20 protein-coding genes and 1 tRNA gene are annotated in these 14,592 nt (G+C 56.8%); 15 read left to right on the top strand and 6 right to left on the bottom strand.

From position 1 onward, the window contains the following. Window positions 1–8 precede the first annotated feature (8 nt). A complete protein-coding gene (locus JFU58_RS03390; RefSeq protein WP_177026312.1) occupies window positions 9–758 on the bottom strand; it encodes a hypothetical protein in 750 nt (249 codons plus the stop codon). A gap of 190 nt (window positions 759–948) precedes the next feature. On the opposite strand from JFU58_RS03390, the gene JFU58_RS03395 reads away from it, so the two are divergent. Then, a complete protein-coding gene (locus tag JFU58_RS03395; protein WP_177070077.1) occupies window positions 949–1,509 on the top strand; it encodes a fasciclin domain-containing protein in 561 nt (186 codons plus the stop codon). 56 nt (window positions 1,510–1,565) lie between these two features. Here the strand turns inward: JFU58_RS03395 and JFU58_RS32155 are convergent, their stop codons facing one another. After that, window positions 1,566–1,763: a hypothetical protein gene (locus tag JFU58_RS32155; RefSeq protein ID WP_063031373.1), complete on the bottom strand. Its 198-nt coding sequence runs from the start codon at window positions 1,761–1,763 to the stop codon at window positions 1,566–1,568. A gap of 203 nt (window positions 1,764–1,966) precedes the next feature. On the opposite strand from JFU58_RS32155, the gene JFU58_RS03400 reads away from it, so the two are divergent. The 6 genes from JFU58_RS03400 (at window position 1,967) to JFU58_RS03425 (ending at window position 6,741) form a co-directional block, all read left to right on the top strand. After that, window positions 1,967–2,335 (top strand): hypothetical protein, encoded by a 369-nt coding sequence (locus JFU58_RS03400; RefSeq protein WP_177026313.1) that lies wholly within the window; start codon window positions 1,967–1,969, stop codon window positions 2,333–2,335. A 52-nt stretch (window positions 2,336–2,387) separates the two neighbouring features. Continuing rightward, window positions 2,388–2,690, top strand: coding sequence for an ArsR/SmtB family transcription factor (locus tag JFU58_RS03405; protein ID WP_017477097.1), 303 nt, complete (start codon window positions 2,388–2,390; stop codon window positions 2,688–2,690). 61 nt (window positions 2,691–2,751) lie between these two features. Further along, window positions 2,752–3,744: a zinc-binding dehydrogenase gene (locus JFU58_RS03410; protein ID WP_201139849.1), complete on the top strand. Its 993-nt coding sequence runs from the start codon at window positions 2,752–2,754 to the stop codon at window positions 3,742–3,744. Between the two features lie 39 nt (window positions 3,745–3,783). Further along, window positions 3,784–4,038 (top strand): hypothetical protein, encoded by a 255-nt coding sequence (locus JFU58_RS03415; protein WP_017477095.1) that lies wholly within the window; start codon window positions 3,784–3,786, stop codon window positions 4,036–4,038. A 234-nt stretch (window positions 4,039–4,272) separates the two neighbouring features. After that, complete coding sequence (locus JFU58_RS03420; RefSeq protein WP_201139850.1) at window positions 4,273–5,601, top strand: OprD family porin; 1,329 nt, start codon at window positions 4,273–4,275, stop codon at window positions 5,599–5,601. Between the two features lie 726 nt (window positions 5,602–6,327). Next, window positions 6,328–6,741 (top strand): hypothetical protein, encoded by a 414-nt coding sequence (locus JFU58_RS03425; RefSeq protein ID WP_201139851.1) that lies wholly within the window; start codon window positions 6,328–6,330, stop codon window positions 6,739–6,741. A 367-nt stretch (window positions 6,742–7,108) separates the two neighbouring features. Here the strand turns inward: JFU58_RS03425 and JFU58_RS03430 are convergent, their stop codons facing one another. The 3 genes from JFU58_RS03430 to JFU58_RS03440 all read right to left on the bottom strand — a co-directional run bounded on the left by JFU58_RS03430 (window position 7,109) and on the right by JFU58_RS03440 (window position 8,420). Then, window positions 7,109–7,483 carry a hypothetical protein gene (locus JFU58_RS03430; RefSeq protein WP_201139852.1) on the bottom strand — a complete coding sequence of 125 codons (375 nt, stop codon included), beginning with the start codon at window positions 7,481–7,483 and terminating at the stop codon, window positions 7,109–7,111. Further along, entirely contained in the window at window positions 7,480–7,815 is a 336-nt protein-coding gene (locus JFU58_RS03435; RefSeq protein ID WP_201139853.1) for a hypothetical protein, read from the bottom strand. The genes JFU58_RS03430 and JFU58_RS03435 overlap by 4 nt, the downstream gene beginning before the upstream one ends. Before the next feature lie 146 nt (window positions 7,816–7,961). Further along, window positions 7,962–8,420, bottom strand: a complete 459-nt coding sequence (locus JFU58_RS03440) for an Hsp20 family protein (RefSeq protein WP_201139854.1) — start codon at window positions 8,418–8,420, stop codon at window positions 7,962–7,964. A 513-nt stretch (window positions 8,421–8,933) separates the two neighbouring features. Between JFU58_RS03440 and JFU58_RS03445 the strand changes: the two genes are divergently transcribed. Next, complete coding sequence (locus JFU58_RS03445) at window positions 8,934–9,845, top strand: bifunctional GNAT family N-acetyltransferase/nucleoside diphosphate kinase regulator (RefSeq protein ID WP_201139900.1); 912 nt, start codon at window positions 8,934–8,936, stop codon at window positions 9,843–9,845. A 259-nt stretch (window positions 9,846–10,104) separates the two neighbouring features. Here JFU58_RS03445 and JFU58_RS03450 read toward each other — a convergent pair. Continuing rightward, window positions 10,105–10,195 (bottom strand) — tRNA-Ser (locus JFU58_RS03450). Between the two features lie 152 nt (window positions 10,196–10,347). On the opposite strand from JFU58_RS03450, the gene JFU58_RS03455 reads away from it, so the two are divergent. The 7 genes from JFU58_RS03455 to JFU58_RS03485 all read left to right on the top strand — a co-directional run bounded on the left by JFU58_RS03455 (window position 10,348) and on the right by JFU58_RS03485 (window position 14,560). After that, on the top strand, window positions 10,348–11,019 hold the full coding sequence (locus JFU58_RS03455; RefSeq protein ID WP_003219636.1) for a Bax inhibitor-1/YccA family protein: 672 nt from the start codon (window positions 10,348–10,350) through the stop codon (window positions 11,017–11,019). An 89-nt stretch (window positions 11,020–11,108) separates the two neighbouring features. Further along, window positions 11,109–11,501 carry a sulfurtransferase complex subunit TusD gene (gene tusD, locus JFU58_RS03460; protein WP_017479530.1) on the top strand — a complete coding sequence of 131 codons (393 nt, stop codon included), beginning with the start codon at window positions 11,109–11,111 and terminating at the stop codon, window positions 11,499–11,501. A gap of 1 nt (window position 11,502) precedes the next feature. Next, entirely contained in the window at window positions 11,503–11,853 is a 351-nt protein-coding gene (gene tusC / locus JFU58_RS03465; RefSeq protein ID WP_177026315.1) for a sulfurtransferase complex subunit TusC, read from the top strand. Beyond that, window positions 11,853–12,146 carry a sulfurtransferase complex subunit TusB gene (gene tusB, locus JFU58_RS03470; RefSeq protein WP_201139855.1) on the top strand — a complete coding sequence of 98 codons (294 nt, stop codon included), beginning with the start codon at window positions 11,853–11,855 and terminating at the stop codon, window positions 12,144–12,146. The genes tusC and tusB overlap by 1 nt, the downstream gene beginning before the upstream one ends. Next, window positions 12,143–12,478: a TusE/DsrC/DsvC family sulfur relay protein gene (locus tag JFU58_RS03475; protein WP_093198666.1), complete on the top strand. Its 336-nt coding sequence runs from the start codon at window positions 12,143–12,145 to the stop codon at window positions 12,476–12,478. Before tusB ends, JFU58_RS03475 begins: the two co-directional genes overlap by 4 nt. Beyond that, window positions 12,475–13,476 (top strand): glycosyl transferase family protein, encoded by a 1,002-nt coding sequence (locus tag JFU58_RS03480; RefSeq protein ID WP_063031395.1) that lies wholly within the window; start codon window positions 12,475–12,477, stop codon window positions 13,474–13,476. The genes JFU58_RS03475 and JFU58_RS03480 overlap by 4 nt, the downstream gene beginning before the upstream one ends. An 88-nt stretch (window positions 13,477–13,564) precedes the next feature. Next, on the top strand, window positions 13,565–14,560 hold the full coding sequence (locus JFU58_RS03485; RefSeq protein ID WP_063031397.1) for a glutathione S-transferase family protein: 996 nt from the start codon (window positions 13,565–13,567) through the stop codon (window positions 14,558–14,560). Window positions 14,561–14,592: the final 32 nt, after the last annotated feature.

Consider the following 14,592-nt stretch of genomic DNA (forward strand, 5'->3'; position numbering starts at 1 on the left):
CCAGCCGGTTACTGCACCGGCAGGAAATTCATCAGCAGCAGGCTTTGCGCATAGTTGAGACCGATGCGTCGGTAGCGTTCGTCGAGCATCTGGGTCAACAGGTCGAGGCGCGCGACGACCTTGCCGAATTCGACGGCGAAACTGAGGTTGCTACCCGCCTCCGAGATCTCATTGGAGAACAGCAACAGCGAGCCATTGGCATCCTGACGCTGACTGAGCAGCCAGGTGGCCTTCTCGATATTGCGCGCGGCATTGCTGACGAACTGGGGGTTGATCGAGTCCGTTATATAAAACTCGGTGCGCCCGCCGTGTGCCGTCACCAGCATGCTGCCGATCGCGTAGATGAAGGCGCCCACCCGGTCGCCGCGGAACTCCGGGCTCAGGGAGTAGCTCAATGCGGCCAGGTCGCGGCGATCCCCCAGGGCGGGCAGCGGTTGGCGAAGTTCGATGGCCTGGCGGATTTGCCGGGCGGCGGTTACAGCGTCTGTGTAACCCGATTGACGCCACTGGTTAGGGTTGCGCAGGTAGAGCTTGCTCATCAGCAAATACAGGCTTTGCAGGTTGTCGCGCATGCTCAGGGTGGCCATGCGATCGACGCTGGTCTGGAAGAACTCGTCGGGCTTGCCGTTGCTGAACTGCTGGGCAATATCGCGCCCCTGCTGCTGGCTGCAACCGCTGGCGCAAAGCATCAAAACCGCAGCCAGCCACAGCGGCTGACGCATCCATCGGGTGATAAAAACAGGTAACGTGCGATCCATCGGCACCAGGTCTGGGTCTTCTGTCCACGCCGGAAATTAGTGTGGTCGGGACAGAGATAGATCGGAAGAATGGGAAAAAGTGCGGCACGGGCCGCAAACGAATAATTTTTCGAGGCATGCATCCACTTTGGTCCTTGGTACGTAGATTCAATACCCTCAACCGGGGGAACAAGAACCAAGGAGATACATCATGCACGCCATCTACAAAAAAATTGCTGCCGTCGCCTGCTTCACGATCCTCTCCATCACAACCACCCTCAGCGTTGCCGCCGACACCGTGATGGTGGGCGGTGCGGCGATGTATCCGACGAAAACCATCGTCGAAAATGCCGTCAACTCAAAGGATCACACCACTCTGGTAGCGGCGGTCAAGGCAGCCGGACTGGTTGATACCCTTAACAGCAAAGGCCCGTTCACCGTATTCGCACCGACCAACGAAGCCTTCGCCAAGCTCCCCGCAGGCACCGTGGATACGCTGGTGAAACCTGAGCACAAAGCCGACCTGACGAAAATCCTGACCTATCACGTGGTGCCTGGCACCCATACCTCTGCGCAACTGATGGCCGACGCCAAGAAGAACGGCGGCATGGTGATGTTGAAAACCGTGCAGGGTGAGTCGCTGACGATCAAGCTGCACGACGGCAAGCTGTGGGTGGTGGATGCCAAGGGTGGCAAAGCCAGCATCAGCATTGCGGATGTGATGCAGTCCAACGGCGTGATTCATGTGGTTGATTCGGTGCTGATGCCGTAATCGCCGCTCGACACCGAAAAGCCCGGCGCATTGCGCGTCGGGCTTGTTCGGATGCGTCAGTTGTCGGGGTGTTCACTCGCGACAGAATCAGCGGCGTCTACGTCCGACATATCCTCCTCCAGAGGGGCGTCATCGTCCGGTGGTAGAGGCACTTCAGGTTGATCGCGCCGAGGGTCATGCCCGGTTTCATTGTCTGTACCACGGGTTACGCCCTGTTGGGATACGTTTCCAGGGGCCTTCTCGTCAATTTCCATGCTGGCTCTCCGTTCTGGCGCGCGGGATGTCCGTGCTTGAACATGAGAAACGGTGCGTGGTCGCGAGTGCCGGGGGATAGACGAACGGTGGGGGTAATTTCTGCTTGAAAGGGGACGAATGCTCGCTCGTACAGGACTTGAAAGGGTGACGGGTTGCCGGTATTTATGTGCGCCTCAAGCAAGCAAGGAAGGGCTGACTCGCGATGCTCACGCAAACGTCAATGGCTGCAATGGCGCTGATTTTTATCTGCGCTCCCGTAGCCGCCGATACCTATTCGGATCTCAACACCCCTGACAAATCGGGCTTCATGTGGGGACAGGTTTATCAGCGCACTAAAACAGCTTGCGGCACCCTGCCCCAGGATCTTGAAGACGACTACGCCAAAGCGATTCGACTCCTTTCAGAGTCCTCTGCGGAGTTTGGCCCAACCTATCAAGATGGCCTGAAGCCTAGCGTGAAGAAAGACCCTCCAAGGTCCGCCGAGGAAACGGAGGATTTGTGTCTCAAAGGTCAGTCAAGTCTCAGAAACCAGGTAAAGCTCGCCAGGTATTGGTTTACGGCGAAATGGTAGCAATGGCAGAGACGCACATTGACATATCGGTAATTCTCGATATGATCGCGCCATGGACTTACTCGAAATATTCAAAGCACTCTCAAACCAGACACGCCTCGAAATCCTGAAAGGTTTGAAAGATCCCGAAAAGAACTTCCCGCCTCAAGATGAAGGTGACGTTCACACGGTGGGTGTGTGTGTCAGCAGCATCCAAGAAGGTATCGGACTCTCGCAATCGACGGTGTCCGGTTACCTTGCAACCCTGCAGCGAGTGGGCCTGGTGGAAGTCCGGCGTATCGGCCAGTGGACCTACTACAAGCGCAATGAAGCAACCATCAGGATGCTCGCCGAGGTTATGGGGAAAGAGCTGTAAATTTTTGCCCCACAATATCTAGATTTCGCGATATCCCTTTTTATCGAAATAAGGAAATACAGTGAAAGCGTTGATACTCAATTCATTTGGCGGCCCGGAATCGTTCGAACTGTGCGACGTGCCCAAGCCAGTGCCACACGCAGGACAAGTCCTGGTGCGCGTACACGCAACCTCCATCAACCCTCTGGATTATCAGGTCCGGCGTGGCGACTATTCCGGCTTGGTGCCGTTACCAGCCATTACCGGGCATGACGTATCGGGTGTTGTTGAAGAAGTCGGGCCGGGGGTTACGACCTTCGCGCCAGGCGACGAAGTCTGGTATACCCCGCAAATTTTCGAAGGCCCGGGCAGTTATGCCGAGTACCACGTGGCGCACGAAAGCATTATCGGGAAGAAGCCCTCTTCGCTGAGTCATCTTGAAGCAGCAAGCCTTAGCCTGGTCGGCGGCACAGCCTGGGAAGCGCTGGTGGTGCGTGGGGCGCTCAAAGTGGGAGAAAGCATTCTGGTGCACGGCGGCGCAGGAGGCGTCGGCCATGTGGCGATCCAGCTGGCAAAAGCCATGGGCGCCAAGGTGTTCACAACCGTGCGCGAAGCGAACGCTGAGTTCGCACGAAGCATGGGCGCCGATGTGATCATCGACTACGAAAAGGAGGATTATGTCGACGTCATCCAGCGAGAAACGGCTGGTCGTGGAGTCGATGTCGTGTTCGATACCATCGGCGGCAACACGTTGTCGCGCAGCCCGGACGCGCTTGCGCAGCTGGGGCGCGTGGTCTCGATTGTGGACATTTCACACCCGCAAAACCTGGTTCAGGCCTGGGGCAAGAACGCGAGTTATCACTTCGTTTTCACACGACAGAACCGCGGCAAACTGGATGAAATGAGCGCACTGATAGCCAACGGTAAACTGCGCCCACATCTTGGCGCGGTCTATTCGCTTGCCGACATCCCACTCGCCCATTCCCGGCTGGAGAGCCCTAACAATGGCATCCAAGGAAAAATCGCGATTGCCGTGTCTTCCGAGTTACAGGAGGATTGGCGCAACGGCGTTTGAGCTGATGGCACTGAACCATTCTTTGGGGAGCACGAGTAGATGGCAGAACTGATGGAAATGCTCGACGGCCCAAGGACCGCACAACAGGAACTGTTCTACGACCTCGAAGATGCGATGGCTGTTATCGCCTGGTCGGTCAATGAGCTGGCCAGTATCGCCGGGGTCGCCAAATCACCCGACGAAGCTGTCGCTCTGATGAAGATGGGCGCCCTGCTCGCTGCTCAGCAGGAAAAGCTCAGCGGGTACGCGGATGAGGTGAAGGCGGGAAGGATTGTGCGGGGGGAGGATCAATAGCGGTCAATACGCTCCGCCCCCAACATTCTTTCACATCCCTTTCACAGTTGAGCGCTTATGGTTACCCCAGCTCCTAAGTGAACACCTTTAAGCCCGCACTCCCCATCGCGGGCTTTTCTTTGCCTGGAATTCAGTAAAAGGGGATATCAAAACCTTCATCCAGTTTCATTTGTTGATGGCCTGGGCTGTCGCCTTAATGCTCCAACACGAACGCGTGCACAGGAGCAAAAAATAATGAAAAAACGTCAACCGTTACTTCAGCTTAATACCTTGGCCGTGGCGCTGGCATTTGCCTTGCCGGCCATGAGCTATGCCAGCGACCAGTCCGACTCCAAGGGCTTTGTCGCCGACAGCAGCTTGAATATCCTCAACCGCAACCTGTTCTGGAACCAGAACGGCAACGGCGCCCACACCCGTGACTGGAGCCAGGCGCTGATGGCGACCTACAGCTCGGGCTTCACTCAAGGCACCGTTGGCATCGGCATTGATGCGTTTGCCGACCTGGCGTTGCGCATCGACGGGGACACCGACCGTGCCGGTGGCCCGAACATACCGTCCGACGCCAATGGCAATCCGGATCACGGCTTCGCGAAGGCTGGTGGTGACGTCAAGTTCCGTATTTCCAATACCACGCTCAAGGTCGGCGACTTGCAGCCTACATCGCCGGTGTTCGCCACCGCCGATAACTACCTGATGCCACAGACCGCAACAGGCTTCCAGATCGACAGTCATGAAATCACCGGCCTGAACCTGGAGGCCGGCCATTACACCTCCGGCACCGGGACCACCACCACCTCGCGCAGCGGCGACATTCTCGCCAGCTATGCAGGCGTGGCTGCGTCGTCGGCCAGCTTCGCGGGGGGCAAATACCAGTTCAGCAAGGAATTCACCGCGTCGCTGTACGGGGCGCACCTGGAAGACGTGTGGAATCAGTACTACGTCAACTTGAACCTTGTTCATCCACTGACCGATGACCAATCCGTCGCGCTGGACTTCAACCTCTATCGCACACTGGACGACGGCAGCGCCAAGGCCGGGACCATCGACACCACCGCAGCCTCGCTGGCGGCTGCCTACACCCTGGGCGCGCAGACGTTCACCCTGGCCGGACAGAAAGTTCATGGTGACGAGCCGTTCGACTATGTCGGCTTTGGGGAGACCAATGCCGGTGTCGGTGCCGGCCGCTACGGCAACTCGATCAACCTGGCTGACTCGGTGCAATACTCCGACTTCAACGGACCGGGCGAGCGGTCCTGGCAGATGCGCTATGACCTGGACATGAGCACCTTTGGCGCCCCCGGCCTGAGCTTCATGGCCCGTCATATTCGCGGCTCCGGCATCGACGGTACGCATACTCCCGGCAATTCGGCCTACACCGGTTTCTATGGTGCCAACGACCAGGAACACGAAACCGACGCCGAAGTGAAATACGTGGTGCAGAGTGGCCCGGCCAAGAAGCTGTCCTTCCGCCTGCGGGAAGCTTGGCACGATGGTGATGCGTCCACCGGGGGGCATCTGGTGCAGACGCGGCTGATTACCGAGTATCCGTTGAATATCTTCTAACGGGCAGGCGTGCCCGGTGAATGAATCAACCGGGCACTCCGTACGCGGCCTGCGTCCCGAACGCCCTTAGTAGGCCGTCGGGGTGAAAGAAAAGCTGCTGCCATGTTGAGAAATTCTACGGCGAACCAGATCGCCCGGCTTCACATCAATTTCTGACTCGATGAATCTTGACGTACCAGAGATCGTGTATTTCGAAACGCCAAGGATATGCTTGCCAGGGGTCAACCCAAACCTGGCCACCTCCCCCGGGTGAAACTCGGGCCTCTTCAATCGTAGAGCCCGCCAAGCGCGGGCTTCTTTGTGACATCTTAACTACTGGGGTGCGCTTGGTGATGGTTCTAACGAGGCTTGAGGTAATGCAACAGCCGACAGATTTCCTGTAGCGTCTTCAGGCAGCGTATACATGGCACCTGTCAGCGGATCTACGATCAGCATGCCGATCAAACCGCCAATCAACAAATTTCCCCAGTACCAGCCGCTAACGGTAGATTTCAGAGGAACAGTCGTCTCTGTGTATCCGTCCTTCTGGAAGGTCACTGTATAGCTCTGGCTTTTAAAGTAGCCTCTGCTCGTCTCCAAAAGCGCCGTGCCTGGAGTGACGCCCTTCAGCAGTACGCTTCCCTTGCTGTCCTGGCTTTTTGTGCGACTTGCCGGGCCGCTCTGCCCCCCAATGGTGGCGGTACGCCACGAATGGTAAAGTGCGGCATCAGCCAGAGAGGGAACCTCATGCTTAAGAAACTGCTTGTGGCCTGCGCCACCTCGCTTCTTCTCACCGGGTGCGTCAAACCCACTCCAGAGCAGCTTGAAAACCCGGACTACGGCCCCTATCCCTTCGAATATGAACGCACGATCAAGGCGTATATGGCGCGGACTCAGCCGGATCCCGACTCAACAAAGTATCAGTTTCTGGGTGACCCTATTCCGATGTGGAACGGAATCTTTGGGCTTCGATTCGGGTATGGGATATGTCTCATCATGAATGCAAAGAATATTTACGGTGGCTATTCAGGGCAGGAGCTGTGGTTTTTCATGCTGCGCGGCGACCAAGTAATGGAGACCAATAGCGCTCGTGTGGGTGGCAACCCAAAAGCATTTGCTCGGCTAAAGTGCGAGAAGGTAGGCTTCAATGTAGGTGGCTGAACCAGGTCGTCTACAAACGTCCTTAGCGGAGCTGAGTTGTCATTTATCTCTTGTCTTCAAGCATAACGAAAACCACCTTTTTTCAAATTCGCTTACTGCTCTTTTTGGGTTTTCTTCAGTACGGAAAGATGTGCTGTACGCATCTTTAATGATCTGCGCCCCTAGCGCATGAAGACCGGGTTTTCCTGTGGTGACCACGGTGATGCGGGATGACGTATTCGCCGTCTTGCTTTGAAATGCGTGAGCTCGTCACTCGGTACTGGTTTCGCATCTCACGCAGACATTGGCGAAGTCGCACACCCCGCCAGCGCAACCAACGCCAGCGCCCCTATGAACGGTTTCATTTCGTTCCTACGCATTGAACACCTTAAAGGCAGTTACGCACTGCCGCTTCAATTGCTGTCCGCCCAACGCCTGGCATCCAAGCGACTCGCTGATAAAAAGCCACGGCACTTCCAGCTGGTGTTTTCTTGATTTCCAGTAGTTCGTCCGTCAGCTGCATCGCGCCGATCACAAGGCGGTAACCGTTCTCGGTTTCCGACATCGTCGCCTCAGACCTTGCGTCCTGCCATTGAGGGAATACGCACAGGGCATACTTCTTCGGATCTTTTTTCGTTGTAGCACTGATGGTTGGTGTGTTGGTACGCAGGTCACTCGGTGACACGCACCCCGCCAGCAGAGCTACCAAAGAGGAAAAGACCGCAATCAGGCTTAATTTTCGTAATACGATTAGAGCTGTCATTTACTTCTTACCTTCACGCATAACGAAAACCACTTTTCTTTAAATTCGCTTACCGCTCTTTTTCGGTCTTCTTCAGTACGGAATGCCGATGTGCTGTACGCATCCTTGACAATCACTGCCCCTAGCGAAGCAAGATCGGGTTCTCCTCCTGAGATGACCTTCATCATCTCGGCCATAGGCATTTCGTCCTGACGACTCTTCATGATTGATCCGGCCATGTCAGAAAGAGTTTTACAGTAGCTGAGAGTCTTATCGGATGGCTTCGCCGCCAACGCCACATTGGTGGACAGTGTCAGCACAGCAAATGTCATCCCTGCCATCAAAATCCGCATGTCGTTCCCTCTTTGGTTTGGCGGGACTGTAGCATTATGAAACCACTCCAGAACGCCGAAATGCCCGGAATGGGGCCAAGTCTTCGTTGTGATTCCACAAATACAAAAAAGGCGCTACCAAGAGCGCCTTTTTTGCTACCGCTGACTTATTGCAAACTAACCTGACGCAGTTCGGGTTCTTTCCCGCTGCCAATCGTGATGCGCTTGGGTTTGGCCTCTTCAGGAACCACGCGCAGCAAGTCGATGCTTAACAGCCCGTTGTTCATCGAAGCACTGCGCACCTCGATGTGATCTGCAAGCCGGAACGACAACCGAAATGCTCGTTGCGCGATGCCCTGGTGCAGATAAGTGACTGCTTTCTCGGTTTCGCGCTTGTCGCCCACGACTGTCAAAACGCCCTTCTCGACCTGAATATCCAGATCCGCTTCAGTAAGCCCGGCGACTGCAATGACAATGCGATATTCGTCATCACCGTGCTTTTCTACATTGTGAGGCGGATAAGTATTCGGAGCCTCGCTGCGAAGCGCCGACTCAAACAGGTCATTGAAGCGATCGAAGCCCACGGATTGACGGAACAAAGGGGCCAACGAAAGGGTAGTAGCCATCTCAAAATCTCCTGATTAAATCCAAGTGATTAAGTGCGCGACCCGCATTCGGCGTCGCGTGATGAAAACTTATGTTCGCCGGAAAAATTTTCAAGAGGGCAGATAAAAAATTTTACATTTGAGTGCCAGCCGGGAACGGTTGCTGGCCTGTCACTGGATCAAGCGACTCAGCAACCGTTGAAAAGCCGCCAGCCTGGATGACAGCGGCGGATCATACTGGCTTCCTGTTCGAGGAATTTTGAGGCTCGCACAGCGACGAGATGCGAAAAAATTCGGCCTGAAGCACAAGCCAGTGATGAATCCGATTCTGGCCCGCCCTCAGGCTGCGATGCGTAGTCAGCCCACCTTTCTCTTGAGTGCTTGCCTGGGTCGGGTTCAGCAAGCGGTGGCTTCTTGGAACTCTCTGGCATGTTCGCCATTACTCGCGGTATGTCTTAAAATATCCGGTTGCTGAAGAACCGCCATGACATATCCATGAAGGGCTTCAATCCTTTACAAATAAGTGTGGTTAAGATGAACAAGCCTTTCATTTCGCTGTGCCCTGAAATTACTCGGGCGCACGCGCTAACGTTGGTGGATTGGTTAGAGGATGAACGCATCACCTGCTATCTGAGCGATTCGCGTCATGTCTCCCGCTCCATTGAGCAAGTCATTGATCGGACTCAGTTGCCGATCCTGACTCATCTATTCAACCGGGGCGGCAGATTCTTTATGGCCTATGACCGGCATGACGCCCCGGTGGGCTTTGTCCGTCTCATCAAGACAGGTTCAAATTGCGAGATAGTCCTGGTCATCGGAGACAGCGACAAATGGGGCCGAAACCTAGGCGCCCGCACGATCCGCGAAGGCATGAAACTGGCCTTCCTCGACATGCGGGCCGAGAAGCTCATCGCCAAGATCCACCCGGACAACTCGCGTTCGCTGAAAGCCTTTCTGCGCAGCGGCTTTATGCTTGAGAGCGAAACGCCGACATTGAAGTCATTTTCCATGACGGCGGCGCGCTATTTCCAGTTCTTGCGCGAAGGCGCCGGTGGCGACTCCACCAGGATCTACATCACTGAAATCGACAAGGCCAGGCTCGAGGAACTAATCGCGTTCGAGCAAGGCCCGGCGGTTGTTGAACTCGAACATGAGCTCGAGCGAGCCATTGTCGTCAAGCCGCAGCAGGTGGCGCGCAATGTCATCACGATGAACTCCAGGGCGTTGCTGCAACTGGACGACGACGAGTTCGAAGTGGCCTTGGTCTACCCTGAAGACGCGGACAGCAACGCAGGAAAGCATTCCGTGTATTCCGACATAGGCGCCGCCATCCTTGGCTATCAGGAGGGAGACGCCATCGACTGGCGAATTGCTGATCGGACCCGCCGGATTGAGATCAAGAAAGTGCTTTACCAGCCGGAGGCTGCGGGCCATTTCCACCTATAACGGCGCCTTTTTCTCAGTAACGAATCACGTCAGCCGGCTCGCCCGGCTTGGGCGCCTGACTTATCCCGAGTGAACTGATAAACGGGACGGTTTATCGGCGCGTGGGTGAGATCGTGAAACCTACCCGTTGACTCCCACTTTTTGCAGAATTGCGGAAACTGCCTGAAATGATGCGGAAACGATTAGATGTTTCACTGCCAATATTCCTGAACCCCAAAAACGCAAAAGCCCCGCAATAGCGGGGCTCTTGAGTAAATCTTGGCGGGAAACCAGGGATTCGAACCCTGGGAACGCTATTAACGTTCGCCGGTTTTCAAGACCGGTGCATTCAACCACTCTGCCAATTTCCCTTGTGCAACACAGGATTAGCGTAGCCCATCCTGTCTCAGCGGGCGCCATAATACCCGAATGAAACACACTGTCAAACTCTCGCCATAGCTTGTTACAGAGCGTCTGTTATGATCCTTGCGACTGAATGTTTCAAAACTGAAGGAGTGTCGCCATGCGCGAACAAAATTACGCAGTGAATGGAAACGCGCAGGCTGAGCAGCTAGAAGTTAGCCGCGTCCTGCGCAATACATACGGCTTGCTCGCTCTCACCCTCGCTTTCAGCGGCGTGATGGCCTTCGTAGCCCAGCAAATGCGCGTCGGCTACCCGAATATCTTCGTCGTGTTGATCGGCTTCTATGGTCTGTTCTTCCTGACCAACAAGCTGCGCGACTCGGCCTGGGGCCTGGTGTCGGCGTTTGCCTTGACCGGTTTCATGGGCTTTATCCTCGGCCCGATCCTTAACCGTTACCTCGGCATGGCCGGCGGCGCGGAAGTGGTCAGCTCGGCATTTGCCATGACTGCCCTGGTATTTGGCGGCCTGTCGGCTTACGTGCTGATCTCCCGCAAGGACATGAGCTTCCTGGGTGGTTTCATCACCGCCGGTTTCTTCGTGTTGCTGGCTGCCGTGCTGGCAGGCATGTTCTTCCAGATCAGCGGCCTGCAACTGGCGATCAGCGCCGGTTTCGTGCTGTTCTCCTCGGCATGCATCCTGTTCCAGACCAGCGCGATCATCCAGGGTGGCGAGCGTAACTACATCATGGCCACCATCAGCCTGTATGTATCGATCTACAACCTGTTTATCAGCCTGTTGCAGATCTTCGGCATCATGGGCCGCGACGACTGATCGCAGCCACATGCAAAAAGCCCGCTTCGGCGGGCTTTTTGTTGTCTGCGGCTTTATCATTGCCACAGGTTTTGCCTTCAGAGTGTTCCATGAAGTTCGCGATTGCGCTTTTTTCCGCCGCCCATGCGCCCTCCTCGCGCCGTGCCTTGCTGTTCGCCCAGGCGGCGCTGGCGGGCGGGCATGAAATTGTACGGCTGTTTTTTTATCAGGATGGCGTCTACAGCGCATCCACCAACATTGTTGCGCCGCAGGATGAGCAGGATATCGCCCGTCAGTGGCGCGAGTTTGTCAGCGAGCATCAGCTTGATGGCGTGGTGTGCATCGCGGCGGCCCTGCGTCGTGGGGTGCTGAATGCCGAAGAGGCCACCCGCTATCAGCGCAGCGCGGTGAATCTGGAGGCGCCTTGGGCGCTGTCCGGGCTTGGGCAACTGCATGACGCCGCCCAGGCCGCTGACCGTTTGATCTGCTTCGGAGGGCCGTGACATGTCGAAATCATTGCTGGTGATCAGCCGACAGGCGCCGTGGTCCGGCCCCAGTGCCCGCGAAGCGTTGGATATTGTGTTGGCTGGCGGCGCGTTTGATTTGCCGATTGGCCTGTTGTTTTTGGATGACGGCGTGTTTCAACTGGCCGCAAGCCAGGACGCCAAGGCCGTGCAACAGAAAGACCTCAGCGCCAACCTCCAGGCCCTGGAGTTGTTTGGGGTTGAGGATGTGTTTGCCTGCAGCCATAGCCTCACCGAGCGTGGCCTGACCGCCTCCGACAACGCGCAGCCGCTGAGCAGCGAACAGATCTCACAGATGATTGACCGTTACGACCAGGTGATTACCCTCTGATGTCGACTTTGCATGTGGTCTCCCACTCCCCGTTTACCGATAGCCGGCTGGACAGCTGCCTGCGCCTCTGTGGCGCACAGGATGCGATCCTGCTGTGTGGCGACGGTGCCTACGCCTTGCAGCCCGCCAGTGCGCCCTTCCAGGCCCTGCAAGCCAAGGGTTTGAAGGTGTTTGTGCTGGCCGAAGACAGCCAGGCGCGCAGTCTCGCCGTGCCTGCCTGGGTCGCCAGCGTCGATTACCCGGCCTTCGTCCAGCTGTCGATCGATTACGACAAGGTCAACACCTGGCTATGAACACCCTGACCGTAGGCGAACGCACCCTCGAACTGGACAAGGACGGCTACCTCGTCGACTTGAACGCGTGGTCCAGCGACGTGGCCAACGCCCTCGCCACCTCAGAAGACTTGGCGCTGACCCCGGAACACTGGGAAATCCTCGAACTGCTGCGGGGCTTCTACAGCGAATTCCAGCTATCGCCCGCCACCCGGCCGCTGATCAAGTACACCGCCTTGAAGCTGGGCCCGGAAAAGGGCAACAGCCTGCACCTCAACCGACTGTTCAAAGGCACTCCCGCCAAACTCGCCGCCAAGCTGGCGGGCCTGCCCAGGCCGACGAATTGCTTATGACTGATTTTGCCCCGTTGATCACTGAAACCCCTGCCGAGCACCCGTTCGCGCCGTTCGTGCGCATCCTCGGCAAAGGCAAGCGCGGCGCCCGCAACCTCACCCGCGAGGAAGCCCGGGAAGCCATGGGCATGCTGCTGGACGAGAAGGTCGAAGACACCCAACTCGGCGCCTTCCTGATGCTGTTGCGGCACAAGGAAGAAAGCCCGGAAGAACTCGCCGGTTTCACCGAAGCCGTGCGCGAACGCTTGAATGCACCGTCACTCAATGTGGATGTCGACTGGCCTACCTACGCCGGTAAAAAACGCCACCTGCCGTGGTACCTGCTGGCAGCCAAGTGCCTGGCACAGAACGGCGTGCGCATCTTGATGCACGGCGGCGGCGCACATACCGCAGGTCGGCTCTACACCGAGCAATTGCTGGACGGCTTGCAGATTCCGCTGTGCCGGAATTGGCAACAGGTGGAAGCGGCCCTGGAACAGGGCAACCTGGCGTTTATTCCGCTGGGAGACTGGGCGCCACAGCTGCAGCGCATGATCGACCTGCGCAACACATTGGGCCTGCGTTCGCCGATCCACTCCCTGGCGCGCATCCTCAACCCGTTGAGCGCCCGCTGCGGCCTGCAAAGCATCTTCCACCCGGGCTACCAGGGCGTGCACCGCGATGCCAGTGGCTTGCTCGGTGACAACACCATCGTGGTCAAGGGTGACGGCGGCGAAATCGAGATCAACCCGGACACCATCAGCCACCTATACGGCACCACCGGCGGCGAAAGCTGGGATGAAGAGTGGCCTGCCCTCTCCGCTCAGCGCCACGTCAAACCTGCCGCCCTGGAGCCCGAGCACCTCAAGGCGTTATGGCGCGGCGACGTGCAGGACAGCTACCCGCAACTGGCATTGATCGCCACCATGGCCCTGGCCTTGCGCGGCCTCGGTCACCCGCGGGAGCAAGCGTTTGAACTGGCCCAGCAATACTGGAACGCCCGGGACAAATCGATTTAGTCGATCATTAACCCCCAGCCTTTGCGCTTTTTGTTCGAACTCAGACCTTTAGACTGCACTCCTACGCTTATTAGCCAAGGAGTCAGTCATGGGTTTGCTGATCGAAGGACGCTGGCATGACCAGTGGTACGAAAGTAGCGCAGACGGTGCCTTCCAACGGGAGCAGGCGCAACGCCGTAACTGGGTGACCGCCGATGGCGAGCCCGGCCCGACCGGCGAAGGCGGTTTCGCGGCCGAAGCCGGCCGCTACCATCTGTACGTCTCCCTCGCCTGCCCTTGGGCACATCGCACATTGATCCTGCGCAAGCTAAAAGGCCTGGAAAGCCTGATTGATGTGTCCGTGGTCAGTTGGTTAATGCTCGAGAACGGCTGGACCTTCGACAAGGCCCACGGCTCCAGCGGCGACAGACTCGACGACTTCACCTACATGCACCAACGCTACACCGCCGACTCCGCCAACTACACCGGGCGCGTTACCGTCCCGGTGTTGTGGGACAGGAAGCTCAAGCGGATTGTCAGCAATGAATCGGCGGAGATTATTCGCATGTTCAACAGTGCGTTTAATGAACTGACCGGCAATCAACTGGACTTCTATCCCGAGGCCCAGCGCTCAACCATCGATGCACTGAACGACCGGATCTATCCCGCCGTGAACAACGGTGTATACCGCGCAGGTTTTGCCACGTCGCAAAAAGCGTATGAAGCGGCATTTGATGATGTGTTTGCCGAACTGGATCACCTTGAACAGCATTTGGGTAAGCATCGTTACTTGGCGGGGGAGTACCTGACTGAAGCCGATGTAAGGCTTTTCACCACGGCGATTCGGTTTGATGCGGTGTACTACAGCCACTTCAAATGCAACCTGCGACGGATTGCGGATTATCCAAATTTATCGAATTGGCTAAGGGAGCTGTATCAGTGGCCGGGGATTGCCGAGACGGTGGATTTTGCCCACATCAAGGGGCATTACTACGCCAGTCACCGCACGATTAATCCGACGGGGATTGTGCCGAAGGGGCCGTTGCAGACGTTTGAGGCGGAGCATGATCGGGAGCGGTTGAGCGGGAAAGGGATTTGGAGTTGATCCAAGCCCTGTAGGAGCAAGCTTGCTCGCGA

The organism is Pseudomonas sp. TH34, from assembly GCF_016650865.1.
Taxonomy (GTDB): domain Bacteria; phylum Pseudomonadota; class Gammaproteobacteria; order Pseudomonadales; family Pseudomonadaceae; genus Aquipseudomonas; species Aquipseudomonas yamanorum.